This window comes from Saccharibacillus brassicae (assembly GCF_006542275.1).
Taxonomy (GTDB): domain Bacteria; phylum Bacillota; class Bacilli; order Paenibacillales; family Paenibacillaceae; genus Saccharibacillus; species Saccharibacillus brassicae.
Window position 1 is genome coordinate 3,973,796 of record NZ_CP041217.1, and the last position, 15,945, is coordinate 3,989,740.

General features: G+C 58.4%; 19 protein-coding genes. 13 read left to right on the plus strand and 6 right to left on the minus strand.

Features of this window, described 5'->3' with window-relative positions:
- The first annotated feature begins 33 nt into the window (after positions 1-33).
- Genes FFV09_RS16405 through FFV09_RS16420 form a run of 4 tightly spaced genes read left to right on the plus strand, consistent with a single transcriptional unit; the run spans position 34 to position 3,441 of the window.
- A complete protein-coding gene (locus FFV09_RS16405) occupies positions 34-1,083 on the plus strand; it encodes an ATP-grasp domain-containing protein (RefSeq protein WP_141448833.1) in 1,050 nt (349 codons plus the stop codon).
- 56 nt (positions 1,084-1,139) lie between these two features.
- Entirely contained in the window at positions 1,140-1,955 is an 816-nt protein-coding gene (locus FFV09_RS16410; RefSeq protein WP_141448834.1) for a hypothetical protein, read from the plus strand.
- A gap of 27 nt (positions 1,956-1,982) precedes the next feature.
- On the plus strand, positions 1,983-3,110 hold the full coding sequence (locus tag FFV09_RS16415) for a toxic anion resistance protein (protein ID WP_141448835.1): 1,128 nt from the start codon (positions 1,983-1,985) through the stop codon (positions 3,108-3,110).
- A 49-nt stretch (positions 3,111-3,159) separates the two neighbouring features.
- On the plus strand, positions 3,160-3,441 hold the full coding sequence (locus tag FFV09_RS16420; protein WP_141448836.1) for a hypothetical protein: 282 nt from the start codon (positions 3,160-3,162) through the stop codon (positions 3,439-3,441).
- Positions 3,442-3,711: 270 nt separating this feature from the next.
- On the opposite strand, the gene FFV09_RS16425 is transcribed toward FFV09_RS16420, so the two are convergent.
- A complete protein-coding gene (locus FFV09_RS16425) occupies positions 3,712-4,419 on the minus strand; it encodes an AIM24 family protein (protein WP_141448837.1) in 708 nt (235 codons plus the stop codon).
- A gap of 13 nt (positions 4,420-4,432) precedes the next feature.
- A complete protein-coding gene (locus FFV09_RS16430) occupies positions 4,433-4,900 on the minus strand; it encodes a hypothetical protein (protein WP_141448838.1) in 468 nt (155 codons plus the stop codon).
- Positions 4,901-5,198: 298 nt separating this feature from the next.
- Here FFV09_RS16430 and FFV09_RS23855 point away from each other — a divergent pair, with 298 nt between their 5' ends.
- Positions 5,199-5,354: a hypothetical protein gene (locus tag FFV09_RS23855; RefSeq protein WP_170315058.1), complete on the plus strand. Its 156-nt coding sequence runs from the start codon at positions 5,199-5,201 to the stop codon at positions 5,352-5,354.
- Between the two features lie 157 nt (positions 5,355-5,511).
- Here FFV09_RS23855 and FFV09_RS16435 read toward each other — a convergent pair whose 3' ends face one another.
- The 3 genes from FFV09_RS16435 to FFV09_RS16445 all read right to left on the minus strand — a co-directional run bounded on the left by FFV09_RS16435 (position 5,512) and on the right by FFV09_RS16445 (position 8,789).
- Positions 5,512-7,734 carry an Ig-like domain-containing protein gene (locus FFV09_RS16435; RefSeq protein ID WP_141448839.1) on the minus strand — a complete coding sequence of 741 codons (2,223 nt, stop codon included), beginning with the start codon at positions 7,732-7,734 and terminating at the stop codon, positions 5,512-5,514.
- 175 nt (positions 7,735-7,909) lie between these two features.
- Positions 7,910-8,323: an ImmA/IrrE family metallo-endopeptidase gene (locus FFV09_RS16440; protein ID WP_141450502.1), complete on the minus strand. Its 414-nt coding sequence runs from the start codon at positions 8,321-8,323 to the stop codon at positions 7,910-7,912.
- 58 nt (positions 8,324-8,381) lie between these two features.
- A complete protein-coding gene (locus FFV09_RS16445) occupies positions 8,382-8,789 on the minus strand; it encodes a helix-turn-helix domain-containing protein (protein WP_141448840.1) in 408 nt (135 codons plus the stop codon).
- A gap of 306 nt (positions 8,790-9,095) precedes the next feature.
- Between FFV09_RS16445 and FFV09_RS16450 the strand changes: the two genes are divergently transcribed.
- The 3 genes from FFV09_RS16450 to FFV09_RS16460 all read left to right on the plus strand — a co-directional run bounded on the left by FFV09_RS16450 (position 9,096) and on the right by FFV09_RS16460 (position 11,119).
- Positions 9,096-9,599: an ArpU family phage packaging/lysis transcriptional regulator gene (locus FFV09_RS16450; RefSeq protein ID WP_141448841.1), complete on the plus strand. Its 504-nt coding sequence runs from the start codon at positions 9,096-9,098 to the stop codon at positions 9,597-9,599.
- A 99-nt stretch (positions 9,600-9,698) separates the two neighbouring features.
- Positions 9,699-10,235, plus strand: a complete 537-nt coding sequence (locus FFV09_RS16455; RefSeq protein WP_141448842.1) for an RNA polymerase sigma factor — start codon at positions 9,699-9,701, stop codon at positions 10,233-10,235.
- The gene (locus tag FFV09_RS16460; RefSeq protein WP_141448843.1) at positions 10,232-11,119 is read left to right on the plus strand and encodes a hypothetical protein; all 888 of its coding nucleotides are present in this window, start codon (positions 10,232-10,234) and stop codon (positions 11,117-11,119) included. Before FFV09_RS16455 ends, FFV09_RS16460 begins: the two co-directional genes overlap by 4 nt.
- 242 nt (positions 11,120-11,361) lie before the next feature.
- Here FFV09_RS16460 and FFV09_RS16465 read toward each other — a convergent pair whose 3' ends face one another.
- Positions 11,362-11,604, minus strand: coding sequence for a type B 50S ribosomal protein L31 (locus FFV09_RS16465; RefSeq protein ID WP_141448844.1), 243 nt, complete (start codon positions 11,602-11,604; stop codon positions 11,362-11,364).
- Positions 11,605-12,316: 712 nt separating this feature from the next.
- On the opposite strand from FFV09_RS16465, the gene FFV09_RS16470 reads away from it, so the two are divergent.
- The 5 genes from FFV09_RS16470 (at position 12,317) to FFV09_RS16490 (ending at position 15,929) form a co-directional block, all read left to right on the plus strand.
- A complete protein-coding gene (locus FFV09_RS16470) occupies positions 12,317-13,162 on the plus strand; it encodes a hypothetical protein (RefSeq protein ID WP_141448845.1) in 846 nt (281 codons plus the stop codon).
- A gap of 42 nt (positions 13,163-13,204) precedes the next feature.
- Complete coding sequence (locus FFV09_RS16475; protein WP_141448846.1) at positions 13,205-13,438, plus strand: YqzN/YkzM domain-containing protein; 234 nt, start codon at positions 13,205-13,207, stop codon at positions 13,436-13,438.
- Position 13,439: 1 nt separating this feature from the next.
- Positions 13,440-14,897: a phage tail sheath subtilisin-like domain-containing protein gene (locus FFV09_RS16480; RefSeq protein ID WP_141448847.1), complete on the plus strand. Its 1,458-nt coding sequence runs from the start codon at positions 13,440-13,442 to the stop codon at positions 14,895-14,897.
- Positions 14,898-14,970: 73 nt separating this feature from the next.
- Positions 14,971-15,378 carry a phage tail tube protein gene (locus tag FFV09_RS16485; protein WP_141448848.1) on the plus strand — a complete coding sequence of 136 codons (408 nt, stop codon included), beginning with the start codon at positions 14,971-14,973 and terminating at the stop codon, positions 15,376-15,378.
- A 116-nt stretch (positions 15,379-15,494) separates the two neighbouring features.
- Positions 15,495-15,929: a phage tail assembly chaperone gene (locus FFV09_RS16490; RefSeq protein WP_141448849.1), complete on the plus strand. Its 435-nt coding sequence runs from the start codon at positions 15,495-15,497 to the stop codon at positions 15,927-15,929.
- The last annotated feature ends 16 nt before the right edge of the window (positions 15,930-15,945 follow it).

Genomic DNA, 15,945 nt, shown 5'->3' on the forward strand with positions numbered 1-15,945 from the left:
GCTGTGCAAAAATGCAGAAGAGGAAGATGAACGATGAGAAAAATATGGCTGAACCGCTGGTTCTCGGTCGCTTACCATTACGTGAACCTGATCCGCAACAATGAAGACGGAGAGCGGTTCGAATTTTACGGCACGCATCCGAGCATCGACCACGTTTCGCTGAGCGCCTGCGACGTCAAAGAAACCGAACCCAAAGTCGAAGGCGAAGCCTATATCGAGTTTTGTCTCGACTTTTGCCGCAGACACGGGATCGACCTGTTCATTCCGCGTCTGCATATGGAACTGATTGCCCGGCATATCGGCCGATTCGAAGAGATCGGCACTCGCGTAATGGTCTGCGGCGACATGGAACTGCTGGAGAACATGATGAACAAAGAAAAGTTTTACCGTTCGCTCGAAGGCAAAGGCATCGTGGACATCCCGAATTACCGGGTCGTCCGCACCGCCGAACAGTTCGCGCAGGCGTACCGGGAGCTGAGGGAAGCCGGCGAGACCGTCTGCTTCAAGCCGACCGAAGCGGAAGGCGGCATGGGCTTCCGGATCATCAAGGAAGAAGCGGGCGATCCGCTGGAAGAATTGTACGGCTGGGTCACGCTTGAGACGACGTACGAAGAAACGTACCGCACGCTGTCGTCGGTCGAGAGCTTCGACGATCTGATGGTGATGGAGATGCTCGAAGGCGACGAATACAGTATCGACTGCCTGGCCGACGCGGCGGGCCGCCTGCTGACGGCCGTGCCGCGCCTGAAGTCCGAAGGCCGCGTGTACCAGCTCGAATATTCGGAAGAACTGCTTGCCCTGTCGCGGCGCATCGCGGAAAATTGCCGTATTCCCTATGCTTTTAACGTTCAAGTAAAGTACAATAAAGGTGTTCCCAAACTGCTGGAAATCAATCCGCGCATGTCCGGCGGTTTGTATATTACCTGTCTCTCGGGCGTCAATTTCCCGTATTTCGCCGTCAAAGCGGCGTTCGGCGAAGAGTGCCGGCCGCCCGAGCCGGAGTTCGGCATCAAGGCAAGTTACGTGGAGCAGGCCGTCAGGCTGGATAGCGTCCGCGGCGGGTCGGCTGTGTCCGACCACTGACGCGAACGCCGGCCCGGCGGGTCCATGCTCCGCGATCAAGCTGGAGGTGTTCAAGCATGATCGATTATATCAAACGTTTCGGGCTGCCTTTTACGGCCCTTATCGCGGGTTATGCGGTCGCGCTCGTCTCGCAGGGGTTCCTGCCGGAGCCGATCTCGATGCTTATTCCCGGCGGCGCGGTGCTGCTCAGTATCGGCGCCTTCAAGCGGCGCAAGCCCAAGCCGCTGCCGATCGACGTATCGCCGCAGTCCCGGCCGCAGCCGGAAGTGCTGCCGCCGAGCGGAAGACGGACCGGCATTCCGGCCGTCGACGAAGCGGTGCAGCGCAGGCTGCGCGAGGAAGCGGCCGCGCGCGGCGAGCAGGAGCGCAGACGGTCGGCCTACGATGCCGTTCCGGCGCCTACGCCTTCCGCCGCTCCCGTTCCCGCTGCGGCCCCGGCCGCCACGCGGACGCAGGCACCCCGGTCGGAAGCCGACGAGATGTGGGACCCCGTGCACGAGTACATTTCGGTGATCGAGGAGATGCTTATTTCCGAAGGTCAGAAAAACTCGCTGGACGACGAAATCGTCGAGAAAACGATCTCGCTGCTGGCCCGCATTTCCCGCCTTATTCCGCAGCTCAAAGAAATCAACGATAGCAAGATCAACCATAATATTCAGCGTCTGGTGTTCAAAGACCTCAACGGCGCGATCAATCCGTTCCTGAAGCTGAGCGGCGAAGCCAAACGCAAAAATCGCCGCCTGCTGCTCGACGGAATCAAGGATATCAATTCCCGGCTGTCGCTGTACGTGGAGACGATCGAACATCGGGACCTGATCGAACTGCAAAGCCGCGTCGATCTGATTCAGCAGCGTTACCGGACTTCGGATTAAGAGCAAATCGCCAAAGGAGGACTATTCATGTCTATGAACCTTGCGGTCGAACTGAAAAAGAACGATATGGACAAAGTCGAGCAGGAAGCGAAGCAGGTCATTCAAAAAGTCGCCAACACCGACAATATGCAGCTCGACGAACTGATGGACCAGATCGGACGGATGGGCCAGCGCACGATGGAAAAAGCGGGCCAGTCGCTGGAAATGCTCCAGCGCCCGGTCAATGATATGGTAGCCGGCAAGCGCTCGGAAGTCGGCAACAACATTTTGCGCCTGCGGACCGAGATCGACTCGCTCAGCAAAAGCAAACAGGTCGGCTTTTTCGACAAGATCCTGCGCAAAACGCCGCTCAAAAACTACATCTACAAATACCAGTCGGTCAAAACGAACGTCGACGCCATCGTCATGTCGCTGCGCAACGGCAAAGATACGCTGGAAGAAAATATGGCGTACATGCGCAATCTCAAACGGACGTCGATCGAAGAAGTGTACAATCTGCAAATGCGGATCGCGATGGGCAACCGCCTGAAGGTTCTGTTCGAGGAAGAAATCGCTAAGCCGGAAAATGCGGGCCGCAAGCCGACGCTGGAACGCGGACTGCGCAAAGTCGTCACGCGCATCCAATCGTTTACCGAGATGATCATGCTCTACCAGCAGGCGATTGCGGGCACGGACATTATCAACGACAATAACGACAAGCTGATCGATTCCGTCGACTCCACGATCGACAAGACGCAGCATCTGATTACGGTGTCGGCGATGATCGCGATGGCGCTGCAGGATCAGATGGAGACGATCGAAGCGGTCAATACGGCCAATCAGACGCTCCAGAACATGTTCGAGGATAACTCGCGCATGCTCAAGGAAACGACGCAGAAAACGAACGAACTGCTCGGCAAGCCGGCTATGCAGCTGGAAGCGGTCGAACGCGCGATGGGCGACCTGTTCACGGCGATGGACCTGTACGAACAGTCCAACCGGACGATTATCAAATCGGCTACGGAACAGACCGGCCGCATGACGGAGATCAACCAGAAGATGAACGATCGTCTGGGATTGATGCAGGGCAGCGGCGCGGGCTCCGAACCGACGCAGGTCGCGGCGGCGCAGAGCGAATCGAAGCGCCTCCAGTCTATTTCCAGCTTGCTGGAATAGCCGCAGCGGGAGTATAAGAAGCAAGAAGATCGAGGAGGACGACCGGAATATGGACATCAAGATCGTGAATGCCCGCATGGAACGTATGGAAGACAAAAGCTACAAAGGCAAGGTCGAAGCGGAAGTGACCGGGCACAAAGAGCCTTACGAGCTGACGATCTACAGCAAAAGCGGAGACATGTGGGAATACAGCCTGCATTTCCTGAAGCAGCCCGGCCCGGAAGAAGAGATTCTCGCGTTCGAGGAGTTTATCGAGAACGACGGGGAAGCGTTCGATACGCTGGTCGACGCGGCTTGGGATACGATGGAGCCGGCAGGGGACGAAGCGTAAGCGGACGTGGATGGACGATTATAAGAGGATTATAAGAGGATTATAAAGAAGGCCGCCTTTCCCGGTGACGGGGGAAGGGCGGCTTTTTTTTGGGGAGTGGGGGATGGAGCCTTTGATTTGCTAAAATCGGGTGTGATGACTTTCAAAATGGATTCGAGGAAGCGGGCTTTGAACCTTTGATTGGAAGACGCTTACGGGAAGACTTTGAACGCGGTTGACCCGTCCGCGTTCAAAGTCCTGAATCAAGGCGCTGATTGGAAAGGTTCAAAGCTATTTAATAAATACGTTCCCGAAAGGAATAGCTTCTCTCAAAATGCGTTTCACCAAACCGTCGTCTTCCATATGTTCGCGCAGTTCCTGGCTGCGGGTGCCGCCGGCCTGAAGCAGCACATGGCCGCGGCCGGTCATTTTCCAATGATAATGCATATGCTGGCTGGCGAGGTGGTTGCCGTAGACGGACAAGTCGAGCCGGGCGTTCTCCGGGTAAGCGAGAATGCTGCCGGCATGGACGAACAGCGGTTCTTTCTCGTGCAGCTCGGCTTGAAAAACGGTGCCCTGGGTCATGATGCCGATCTGTCCCTGGCCGGAAAACTTCATCTTGATCGCGTCCTGCGTAATCAGCATATTTTTGAGCTTCAGGAACCGGCTTTTCATATCAATGCCGTCCGTGTAGAAGAACAGATGGCGGAAGTCGTACAGCATGTCGCTGCCGCCGTTCAGTTCGAGCGTTTGCAGACCGAAGCCGGCCGGCAGCACGGCGGTAAACGCGCATTCGCCTTGAAAGTCGGCGCGGATCAGCTTGCGCTTGCGCATCATGCGGCTGATCTCCAGCAGGCGATCGCTGCGTTTTCTCGGGTCGCCCCGATACGCGATGACCTGCTGGGGATGCAGCACGTGCGCGACGTCGCTCTCGCCGAGTTCGAACGTATAGGCCTGGGCGCCGAACGAGTCGCCGGATTGTTCGTGGATAATGTTCATGACGGTCCTCCGATCATCGTCTGCCCCGCAGGCCGAGGCGCAGCACGCGAATCAGCAGGAAATACCCGACGAACAGGCCGACCAGGGCGAAGATGACGAACTTCATCGTGCGGGCGCTCCGGTCGCGGTCCTGCTGCGCGGCATTGAGCAGCGCTACCGTATCTTGCAGCTGTTTGTTCTGCTCGTCCAGCCGTTGATTCTGCTCGCTCAGCTCGGTGATCTGGGAGCGGTACGTATCCATATCGTCGCGGTAAGCCTGAATATCCGCCTGGGCGTCTTCCAACTTGTCGACGGTCTCGTCGTAGCCCTGCTTGAGTTCGTTGACTTCGCTCGGAAGCTGGCCGAACATTTCCAATCCGTTTACAAAATTATCGAAAGGTTCCCAGGCATGGGCCGGGCGTCCCGCAGGAAGCAGCAGCAGGCCGAGCAGCAGGGCGGCAGGGACGCTTTTGCGAAGAATCCGGGAAATTCCGTAGTTCATCGTGAACAGTCACCTCGATCATGAGAGTGGGATAACAAGACAATCGGTCGTGCGGAACGCCGAGAGGGGCGAATCGAGAAAGCGTTTAACGGGCGTAAGGAACGGGTATAAATAAAAGGGCGCCCGCAGCGGGCGGCTTATGGATCGAACTTTTAGCCAAACGATCGGCAGTTCGAAAGGTCGCAAAAGATTGTACGTTAACAAGTGTACCGAAGTTCCTTTTAAAATACCAATCTTTCAGGCCGACTATAACGAATCTCTCATACATTCATAACGAAGCGAACAGGAGTGACTGAACATGATGCATACCGAATCCGAAAACCCGATGAGAATCATGATTACGCTGAACGGAGAGCCTGTAGGCAAAGGCCTGCTGCTCGACAGCGTCACGTATCGCCCGGTGGGCGAAACCGAGAACGGCAGCGCAAGCGAAGACGTGTCTTCGGAGCTGTAACGGCGTTCCTCGGCGGTCGCGGCAAGCCGACGTTTCCCTCGCAAGCGGGAGGCAGGCACAAATCGACCGGCATAACGTATGACCGTACAAAAAGGCCCTCTCCGGCGACGGAGAGGGCCTTTTTGCGTGCCTTTTAACGGGCGGGGCAAGATATGATTTAATTTTTGACCGTGACGGAGACGGTAACGAGCTTGCCGCCGAACTTGCCGCGGATCATCGTCTTGCCTTCGGCAAGCGTCGTGATCTGTCCGGCAGCCGATACGGTCGCAACGTTAGGCTTCGAACTGGTCCATGTCGTCTGACCGGACACTTCGGCCGTAGCGCCGGTGTCATAGAGCGCGGTCACGCTGATTTTGGCGGTCGCTTTGGGAGCGAGCTTCAGCGTCTTCTCGGCAACGGTCAGCTTGGTCAGCTTCGGCACGACGGTGACTTCCACGCTCAGCGGCATGCCCTGATACGAGCCGGTCAGCGTCGCTTTGCCTTCGGCAAGGCCTTTGACCGAAGTGGTCGCGATCGAAGCCACGAGCGGATTGGACGAGACCCAACCGACTTTGCTGCCGAGCGATACTTTGGAGCCGTCCGCGTAGAACGCGGTCGCTTTGATCGATTTGCTGGACTTGATGTTGAGCTGGATCGAAGTCGGATCGACGACGATCTTCGTGATCTTCGGTTCGATTTTCACCGGAACGGTAATCGATTTGTTCAGGTACGTGCCTTTGAGCGACACGGAACCTTTGACCAGCGCTTTGATCTCCTGGCCTTTGTCGGTCGTCTTGATGACGGCGTTCGTGCCGCTGACGGTCCATTTGACGAGCGCCGAAGCGTCTTTCTCCTGACCGTCTTCCCATACCGCATTCACGGTCGGCATCGGGGAAGTCTCGCCGACGATCAGATTGAACGCTTCATCCGGTCCCATCAGCAGCAGTACTTTCTCGTTGACGGTCACTTTGAACTGGACCGTCTCTTTGCGTACCGATACGTCGCCGGCAGGCGTGACGACGGAAGGGGCTGCCGGCAGAGCGGCAGACAGCGTCGCCGTACCCGACGATTTGGCGACGATCTTGCCGTTCTCGATCGAGGCGATCGCGTTGTCGCCGGACGTCCATTTGACGTCGCCGCTCAGGTCGAGCTTGGACCCGTCGAGCTTGACCCCGCTGATCTTCGGCAGGGCTTCCGTCTCGCCGCGGTACAGCTCGGTATCGGCTTTGGGCGCTTCAAGCGATTTGAGCGTCGGATAGACCGTAAGCTTGATTTCTTTGGAAATGCCGACGTAATCGGCTTTGATCGTGCTGGTGCCGATCGATTTGGCGCTCACTTTGCCGTTGTCTACCGTTGCCGTCAGCAGGTTGCTCGACGACCATTTGGAATCCGCCGACACGTCCAGCGAAGAGTTGGCGCGATCGCGCACTTCGGCTTTGACGTCGAGCGTCTCGCCGAGGAACAGAGGCGTCGGTTCCGAAGGCACGAGCACCAGCGCTTCGTACGGCGAACGCACGTAGACGTCAAGCGAGCCGGTCACGCCGAGATATTGGGCGGTAACCGTTGCTTTGCCGGCCGTTTTGACCGTAAGCACGCCTTTGTCGACGGATACGACGGCTTCGTTGGACGTGGTCCACGCGGCGTCGGCCGTCAAGTCTTTTTCGGTGCTGCCTCCGGCAGCCGGCGCGACGGCGGAGAGCTTCAGCTCGTCGCCGACGAGCAGTTCGAGATCGGAAGCCGCTTTGCCAAGATCGCGGATCTCCAGCGACGAATACGGAAGATCGACGGTCGCCGTGAACGTACCCGTCTGTCCCGCGTATTTGGCGGTCACGACGGACGTGCCTTTGCCGACGAGCTTCAGCTGTCCGGCTTCGACGGTCAGCACGGCCGGATTGGAGCTGGTCCAGGTCGCGAGCGACGTCACGTCGGTCACTTTGTCTTTGTCTTCGCCGCCTGTAAGCTTGGCCGCGATTTTGAGATCGGATGCGGGATCGCCCAGCTTGTATGTACCGCTTTTGACCGGCTTGAGAGCGAGCTTGGTGTACGGATAGGAGGCCGAGACTTCAACCGTTGCGACCGCGCCTTCGTAAGTGGCGGTGATGATCGCACTGCCGCTTCCTGCTGCCGACACGAGGCCTTTGGTGACCAGCGCGACGTTGGGGTTCGAAGAAGTCCAGGCAGCGGTAGCCGTTATGTCTTTTTTGGAAGTGGAGCCTTCGACCGTGGCGTAGACTTTGAGCTGCTTCGCCGCTTGGCCGATGACCAGTTCTTTTTTGGTGGCGTCGTCGAACGCAATCGAGCTAACGTCTCCCGTGGCGGCAAACGCGTTGGCCGGGAAAGCGATCGCGGCAATCATCAGCAGAAGGGCCAGGGTACGCATTACTCTTTTTTGTCGGATCATGATCTTCTCCTTCGATAAGCAAGTTTGTAAATCGGGTGGCGGACCTTGCAGTCACGGCCGTCTTGTCTATTATCGAACAAAAAGCCCTATAAGGTTACACTTCTTTTATAAAAAATTGGAAATGGTCAATTTGACCTAGTACCTACTAAAATTCGACACTGGAACGTACGTTCGGTCAATGGGCAAAAAAATAAACGCAATCCGCGGGAATGCCGCTGCGCAGCAAAAAGGTCTCGAACGATTCGCCGGGAATCGGTTCCGTTCCGCTCGTCAGCAGCAGCATGGCAAACCGGTTGGCCTGCCGCTCCAGCTTGCCCGCGCTGAAAAACGAATGTTCTTCGATAAAAAAGCGGTTGATCCCTTTGTGCAGCCGGTCGTGGCCCAGCTCGTGCGCGCAGACGAAATTCCGCCATTCCTCCGGCAGCTGCTCGTTAATGACGATAAAGCGCCTGCGCAGTTTGCGGTAATACAGGCCTTTGGTCGATTTGCCGAGGTCCATGTAGCGAATATGAATGCCGAGCGCTTCCGCCATGGCGAACGGATCGGTCGTGCGGGTCTTGCCTATGAGGCGGGTCACGAGTTTTTGCATCGGTTCCACCGTCCGTGTCCTCCTTTGGCGGAATATGGGGTACAGCGCGGTCGAAGCTTTACGGTTTGCGTTTGTTCATCTGCTTCGCTTCCCAGAACAGGCCGGTCAGCACGTCCTTGATGCGCTGCTTGTCTTCCTTGTCCAGCGGAATGCCGTCGAACATCAGCTCGCCGTCTTCTTCGAGCATCTTCTTGAAGTCCCGCTTGTCGCGCGTAGTCGCCCAGTCCGGAGCCGAGCTCTCGTTCAGGTCGTGCAGATAGCCGGCTTCGTTCATCATCTCTTCGTACGGAACGCCGAGGGCCTGGGCGATCTTGGTAATCGTCTGCGGCTTGGGCACTCCGCGCAGGCCGTGCTCGATCCGGGAAATCTGCGACGTGCTGACGCCTGCAGCTCCGGCCAGGCGGTTGATGCTCCAGCCTTTGCGTTCGCGAACCTGTCTCAAATAACTGCCGAACCGCTTTTCCATATGCGCACCCTTCCTCGCTTCGTCAATTTGGCCGGTCGCCCTGCGGCGCTCCTTCTCTATTTTAATATACCCAATATCGGCTGCCGGGTAAATGAGCGGATCAAAATATTGCCAAAAGGCGGAAACCGCGCCCGTAAAGGCTTGTCTCCTACAGGTGGAAAAAAACGCCAAAATGTTTCTTTACGAGTTTGGAAAAGATGTGGTAAGGTTAAAACAGAGATACGAACAAAATACGAACGCCAGCTTAAAAAAAGAGAGTTGTCCGCCTTGGATATTGCCAAAAGACAACAAAAGGAGACCAAAACAATGGATGACGCATTGGAGCTGCCCCAGCTCGACCGCCGCAAAACGCAGGCCGCCGTCGAAGGGGTCATGGAAAAATACCGCATTTACAAAACGATCACGTTCGAGGAAAGGGAAGCCCGCCTGACTTCTTCCTATAATGAAGTGCCTTCCGGCTTCACGGGCACGGTCAGCGATTCCACCGCCTCCGTCGCTTTGTACAACGTCGACATGCCCGCCGCCCGCGCCGCTTACTGCGAACGGATCGAACGGATCGTCGAACGTCTGAACGACCGGGAACGGCTGCTGCTGCGCGAGCGCTACATGAAGCAGGACGACGTGTTCGACTACAAAGTGTACAATCACGTATTCGATCCGCCGATCAGCAAAGACACGTACGTCAAAGTGCGCACGGGCGCTTTTTACAAAATGGCTTTGACGCTGTCCGCGATGGGCATGCTGGATCTTGAAGGCTTGACGGCCAAAAAAGGGGAAAGCGCGCGAAAACGGGCAGGCCGGGAAGAGTGAGGAGAGCCGCGCGGCGGAAAAAGGGTTTTGAACTTTTTTGCGCAAAAAGGGAACGATTCGGCTTCGCCTTTGTCTATAAGGTATAGAAGAGGTGAGAAGATGGACAAAATGAAGGAACGTTCCGACGGGGAGATGGAAGCGATCGATCCGGATACCGTCGTGCGCACGCATTGGGGCGACGTGTGGAAGTATCTCTTCTTCATGTCCGGCAGCCGCGTCACCGCCGACGATCTGACGCAGGATACTTTCGTCAAGGCGCTGCGTTCGCTGGATCGCTTCAGGCGGGAATCTTCGCTCAAAACGTGGCTGATGCGCATCGCGAGAAATACGTACGTCAACCACAAACGTTCGGCGTGGATGCGCCGGGTCGTCCCGTCCGCCGAGATCGAACCGGACCGGATGGCGGCTTCGGCGGAAAAAGCGTATCTGGCCGAAGCCGGGGAACGCCGGGTGTGGGAGCTCGTGTTCCGGCTGCCGGACAAGCTGCGCGAGACGCTGCTGCTCGAAGCGCATTACGGCATGACGGCGCGCGAAGGCGCGGAGCTGCTCGGCATTCCGGAAGGCACGTACAAATCGAGGCTGTCGCGGGCCCGAAGCCGGATGGATCGCCTGATGGAAGAGGAGGAACGAGCATGAGCCGATTCAACGAGCCGGAACCGAGACGAGCCCGCGAAGAACATCGGGGCGAACGGCCGAATTGGTATTCGGCGCTGGAACGCGAGCCGGGTCCGATCCCGACAGAACCCACGCTCGCGCAAATGAGCAGGATCAAGGAGGAGACGAACATGGAACATACACAGACAACGGTAAAACGCAGAGGCAAATTCGTCGGAGGCGCGGTGCTGGCGGCCGGAGTGCTGCTTGGCGGCATCTGGGGCGCAAATTCGGCGGGCTGGCTGGATCAGGCGCAGGCGCCGAACGTCGCGCAGACGCAGGTCAATCCCGGATCGGGCCAGAGCGGTCCGAACGCGGGCGGCGTTCTCGGCGGCACGCCGGCGGAGCAGCAGGCGGCAGCCGAAGCCGAGGCGCGGGAAGCGGCGGCGGACTTCAAGCGCGAAGATCTCACCGTCACGCCGGATAAGCTGGATGTGTTCAAACAAGAATTCCGGCAGGGCGAACAAAGTATGATCGACTGGATCGAACGACGGCACGGCGAGCTGTCGCCGTATGCGGAAAGCGAGTTTTTGTCGGTATATTTCACCAATCAGGCGGCCAACGTACCTTATGAAGCGGCGATCCATACCGATTCCGAACTGAGCGTCGAGCAGATCGACATGACGACGAGAAGCGTGGACCTGGAGCAGGAGCAGGTGACGTTCGATTACACGCTGAACCTCGTATTTTCCGGCGGACGCGATCCGCTGCCGATGAAAGGCTCGATCCGCATGCAAAAAGGCGAGGACGGCTGGAAAGTGCAGAAAGACGCGCCGGATAAACAAAGTTTCCTGGAACTGTACAAGCTGGCGCGGCCGGAAGTGTCGGGGGCGGAAGAACCGGCAGCGGACGCTCCCGCGGAATAAGGGCGGAGAGGGAGCTTCTTTTTGAAAAGAAGGCCGGAGTCGAATAGAGCCGCAACTTTGAACAGAGTAAGGGGAGCAGAGTCCCGAAAGAGACATAAAGTCAAAACCGAAAAAAGCCGCGATGCCCGTAAAAGGGCGTCGCGGCTTTTTGACGGCTGCCGGGAAGCGGCAAAACCGCAAAAAAAACAGGCGTCGGAAAAATCCGCTGCCTGGTCGTAGAAGTCCGCTTAGCGGACTTGAGCTTACATGTTGTATTTCTTTTTGAAGCGTTCAACTTGACCGCCGGCATCCAGAATTTTCTGTTTGCCAGTGAAGAATGGGTGCGAATCGGAGCTCACTTCCACTTTGATCAGCGGGTAAGTGTTGCCGTCTTCCCAAGCTACGGTTTCGTTGGATTTACGAGTCGAGGCGCTCAGGAACTGGTGCCCTGTGCTCGTGTCCATGAATACGACGGGTTGGAAGTCCGGGTGGATTCCTTGTTTCATTTATTTTCAACTCCTTCTTAAAATAATCAATAATCACATACACTATATAGTAGCATAGGGCAAGCGTATTGACAATAAACAATTATAAGAGAAATCTCGATCCCGCACAAGAGCGAAGGCGCGGATGCCTCGGAACAGGCTGCGGGCGGCTTCGATCTCCGCTCCGTATCCATTATATATTCGCTATATAGATGAAGAAACGAATTCGGAACGCGGCGGGGCAGGGCTCGAATATAAGGGTATGCCGCTCCGGAAAAAGAGCGCAAACCGCGGTGCTGCGGGGTTTGCCGCGTCACTCGCCTTTTTTTCGTCCAAGCCTCGTCTTTTTGTCTCCGTTTATCGGACGAAAACCGGACGCTTCGCCGCCTTCGTTTGGCGCGAAAGGCGGTAAGATTATATCATCGGGAAGTTGAGCAAGAGGCCGGGCGCCGAAAGCTCGAAGAAGCCAAATCACGCAGCACGGACGGATGCGGCCCCATGGGGCCAGGCAGCCGTCTTTGTCATGCGCCTCGCGGCGAGAGCCGGTCCTTGCGAGACTCCCGAAGCTTTGAACGCGGCAGTGCGGCAGGCGCGATAAGCGCTGTAAGAATCGTAAGAGCCGTAAGCGCAATAAGCGACAAGGCGAAGGTTGGATAGGAAAAGAAAGGGAAATGCGGAAAGGGAGGAGGGGATTGCGATTCGGAAGGCGATCAAAAAAAGGCTGGAAGAACAGGTGGCCGGATTGAACGGCCGCGTGCATGACCTGCCCGGGGTCGGATCGGCCCTTGGCGGATTCGGCGCCGTCGTGACGTTCGGCGAAGAGATTCGCAAAAACGACTGGATCGGCTACCGGCGGATCGTCAAGGTCTGGCCGTATGCCGATGCGGCGTCGGGCGGCTTCGACAAGATCGAAGAACTGGCCGGCCGTATCGAAGCCGCGCTGCATGAAGCGGTTCTGCACAGCGAACCGGAAGCCGGAGCCGTAGGCGAAGCGCAAAGTTTCGCCTGTGTCTACGTCGGCTCTGCCGACGGGGACCGGGCGGACGCTCTGCTTGGCGGCCTGACGCGGGGCCTGCGCTTCGCCGTCTACCGGCAGCCGGCCGGTGTGCCGGCCGATGCGGGCCCGGCGGGCGCGGAACTGACCGCGCTTGCCAAGCTGTCGTCCGAGCTGCTCGGCTCGGACTGGCACGTGGCGGCCGATCGCTGGCCGAACGCCGTCAAGCGCCCGTGCGTGTTGTGGCGGCTCTCGGGCAGCCGCAAAGTGACGGCCAAGCCGTCGGCCTTCGACGTGCGGCGAACGTATGCCGCGCATGTGCTTGGCCGCGGGCCGGCGGAAGAGCGCGCAGCGCTCGAACGCTTGACGCAGCGCCTCAGCGGCGCGCAGCGCCTTGAGGCGTCCGCGCCGGGAACGCGCGGAGCGACGATCGCGGACGTGGTCGCGGATCTGGAAGCGGACGGCTTCGTCAAAGGCCAACTGCGGCTTGACGTGCTGGAGCGCGCCGCCGCGGCGCCCGTTCGGCCGGGAGAGCCCGATCCGCCCGTTCGGATCGGGTACGTCGGCTTCAAGCAGGCGGACTGAAGGCCGCGCGGCGGGACACACTTGGATAAAGGCGGGATCGACATGCAGGAGACCCAACCCGGGACAAAGAGCCCGACACCGGCGGAAGCCGCAAGTGGCGGCAGCCGGCAGCCGGCCGAATATACGGCCGGCGAACTGGCGGAGCACGCGAACGAACTGTTCGGCGTGCGGGAAGAAGTGCTGCACGGCGCGCTGTGCCTGGACCCGGCGGAACGTTTTACCGTCGAGCAGGCCGCGCGGAAGATCAAACAATTTATGAAAGCGAAGGTGAAGTAATATGGCAGGCGGAACTTGGAGTATGACGGAAAAACCGGTCCTTCCCGGATTGTATATGAATTTTCAGGCGGCGGCCGCTTCGGCGGTTCAGCCGGGCAGCCGCGGCACGGTCGCGGTTCTGGTCAAAAGCGACTGGGGCCCGGAACGCCAATTCGTCGAGATCGGCAGCGAGGCGGCGATCGACCGCATGTATTCGAACGACGGCACGAACGGTTCGACGGCCCGCGATTCGCTCTATCTGGCTCTGCTGGGCGGTCCGAAAAAACTGCTCGCTTACCGCATCGCCGACGATACGGCGGCAGCGGCTTCCCTGACGCTCAAGTCCGGCGAGAATGACGCGCTGCGCCTGACGGCCGTCCATACCGGCAGCCGGGCCAACGGATTCCGCGCAGCGGTGCAGCCGCGCGTCACCGACGGGAATACGCTCGAACTTCGCTTGTACGAAGGAGCCAAGCTGCTGCGCACGTTCGTGGCAGCGGACGGCAAAGCGTCGACGTTTGCGGCGGCGGTCAACGCGGACACCGGCAATCCCTGGATCAAAGCCGAAGCCGCGGCTCCGGAAGCGGTGCTGTCGGCCGTATCCGGTTCGGCCTTCGCCGGCGGCGCAAGCGGCAGCGGCGAGCTGAGCAACGCCGATTACGTCTCGGCGCAGTCGGCGCTCGAAGGGACGGATTTCGATGTGCTGGCGCTCGATTTCGCTCCTGATGCGGCCCTGCTTCAAAGCTTCGCCGCGTTTATCAAACGTCTTCGCGGCGAAGGGCGCGGCGTGACGCTGGTGATCGGCGGCACGCAGGCGGAAGATACGGCCGCCAAAGCGCCGGAGATTGCGTCTGCCCGTTCGGCAGCCTTGAACCACGAAGGCATCGTCAATGTCGGCACGGGCGTCAAGCTCGGCAGCGCGGCGTACAGCTCGGCGCAGACGAGCGCTTACGTGGCCGGTCTGATTGCGGGCCAACGCCTGAACGAATCGACGACGTACCATGCGGCGCCGTTTGATGACGTGACCCGCCGCTGGAGCCGTTCCGAACAGGAAACGGCGGTCAAGAACGGCGTGTTCCTGCTGTTCCATGACGGCCGCCAGGTCAAAACGCTGCGCGGTATCAACACGCTGGTCGCGCCGGATGCGGGCCAGAACAACGCCTGGAAAAAAATCCGTTCCGTTCGCGTCATGGACGCGATCCGCAGCGACCTTCAGCGTACGGCCGAAGATTCGTACATCGGCAAAGTGAACAACACCGAAGAAGGGCGCCTGGCGCTGATCGGCGCGATGAAAGAATATTTGGCGCTGCTCGCCCAAAGCGGCGTGATCGAAGCGGACGGCTTCGACGTCGTGCAGGACCCGGCTTACTACGGCGATGCGCCGCTGATCAAGCCGGAAGCCGACCAGGTCTTCCTGCAGTGGAACGTGAAACTGTCCGACGTGATGGAGCAGCTGTTCGGCACGTTTTACGTGCAATAAAGATTTTCCTATCGTCCGCCAAACAACCGACCGATCAAACTAAACGATTCAAGATCCCAAGGAGGAACAATCTATGTTGGATGCTTCGAAAGTCATTCTCGGTACGTACGGCCAACTGCACATCGACGGGGTGTGGCAGTCCCATATCAATAAGCTGGAAGCCAGCGTGGAGATCGAAAAGCGCGAACTCAACCTGACCGGCACCGATTGGAAAGTCCACAAAAACGGGGCCAAAAAAGGCACCGGCACGATGAGCGGCTACAAAGTGACGTCGGACATGATCCGCCGCGGTTTCCGCAAGTTCGATATCATCTCCAAGCTCGACGATCCGGAATCGTACGGCCATGAACGCGTGCGCCTGATCCGCTGCATGCCCGACAAGATCCAGCTTGCGAACTGGAATGCCGGCGAGGAAGTCGCGGAAGAAACAACGTTCACGTTCGAAGGCTACGAGCTGCTCGACCCAATTCGCGCGAACTGATTCTCATATCCGTTTTTCTGTATCGAACACAGCCGCGGCACCGAAATCGGGCCGCGGCCGTTTTTTGACCTTCTTTTAACCGTTTAACCATTCAATCATTCAAGGAGGAATTAGCAATGAGCATCAACGAAAACCTGTCCGAAGAACAAATCCTGGACGTGCTGTTCGAAGCCGCCGACAAACTGCCCGAAGAAACGGTGGCGATTCGCCGGCTCGATCTGCGCATGACGCTGCGCGGCCTGACGTCGAGCAAAGTGGACGGCATTCGCGAGCGCTGCATGGTCCGCAAAACGGTCAAAGGCCGCACGGAGGAAAAAGTCGACAGCGAGACGTTCAATGCGCTGTTGATCTCGGAAGCGACGGCCAAGCTCGAAGTCAAAGGGCTGGAGCTGAACGGATGGGGCGATCCGCGGATCATCAGCCGCTTGAAGCTGTCCGGCGGAGAGCAGGCCGTGCGCCGGATGCTGCTGGCAGGCGAACTCGACGCGGTCGGCGACAAGGTCCTGGAGCTGTCCGGCTTCGGCGTGGAGCTCGCTGACGTAAAAAACTGATCCGCTCCGGCGGGGT

Bases quoted from the DNA above. Each gene is read 5' to 3' on its own strand.
- FFV09_RS16465 (WP_141448844.1), bottom strand. From the start codon at position 11,604: ATGAAACAAGGAATCCACCCGGACTTCCAACCCGTCGTATTCATGGAC.
- FFV09_RS16425 (WP_141448837.1), bottom strand. From the start codon at position 4,419: ATGAACATTATCCACGAACAATCCGGCGACTCGTTCGGCGCCCAGGCC.
- FFV09_RS16430 (WP_141448838.1), bottom strand. From the start codon at position 4,900: ATGAACTACGGAATTTCCCGGATTCTTCGCAAAAGCGTCCCTGCCGCC.
- FFV09_RS16460 (WP_141448843.1), top strand. From the start codon at position 10,232: ATGAGCCGATTCAACGAGCCGGAACCGAGACGAGCCCGCGAAGAACAT.
- FFV09_RS16490 (WP_141448849.1), top strand. From the start codon at position 15,495: ATGAGCATCAACGAAAACCTGTCCGAAGAACAAATCCTGGACGTGCTG.
- FFV09_RS16440 (WP_141450502.1), bottom strand. From the start codon at position 8,323: ATGCAAAAACTCGTGACCCGCCTCATAGGCAAGACCCGCACGACCGAT.
- FFV09_RS16485 (WP_141448848.1), top strand. From the start codon at position 14,971: ATGTTGGATGCTTCGAAAGTCATTCTCGGTACGTACGGCCAACTGCAC.
- FFV09_RS16410 (WP_141448834.1), top strand. From the start codon at position 1,140: ATGATCGATTATATCAAACGTTTCGGGCTGCCTTTTACGGCCCTTATC.
- FFV09_RS16405 (WP_141448833.1), top strand. From the start codon at position 34: ATGAGAAAAATATGGCTGAACCGCTGGTTCTCGGTCGCTTACCATTAC.
- FFV09_RS16455 (WP_141448842.1), top strand. From the start codon at position 9,699: ATGGACAAAATGAAGGAACGTTCCGACGGGGAGATGGAAGCGATCGAT.
- FFV09_RS16445 (WP_141448840.1), bottom strand. From the start codon at position 8,789: ATGGAAAAGCGGTTCGGCAGTTATTTGAGACAGGTTCGCGAACGCAAA.
- FFV09_RS16480 (WP_141448847.1), top strand. From the start codon at position 13,440: ATGGCAGGCGGAACTTGGAGTATGACGGAAAAACCGGTCCTTCCCGGA.
- FFV09_RS16420 (WP_141448836.1), top strand. From the start codon at position 3,160: ATGGACATCAAGATCGTGAATGCCCGCATGGAACGTATGGAAGACAAA.
- FFV09_RS16415 (WP_141448835.1), top strand. From the start codon at position 1,983: ATGTCTATGAACCTTGCGGTCGAACTGAAAAAGAACGATATGGACAAA.
- FFV09_RS16475 (WP_141448846.1), top strand. From the start codon at position 13,205: ATGCAGGAGACCCAACCCGGGACAAAGAGCCCGACACCGGCGGAAGCC.
- FFV09_RS23855 (WP_170315058.1), top strand. From the start codon at position 5,199: ATGATGCATACCGAATCCGAAAACCCGATGAGAATCATGATTACGCTG.
- FFV09_RS16435 (WP_141448839.1), bottom strand. From the start codon at position 7,734: ATGATCCGACAAAAAAGAGTAATGCGTACCCTGGCCCTTCTGCTGATG.
- FFV09_RS16450 (WP_141448841.1), top strand. From the start codon at position 9,096: ATGGATGACGCATTGGAGCTGCCCCAGCTCGACCGCCGCAAAACGCAG.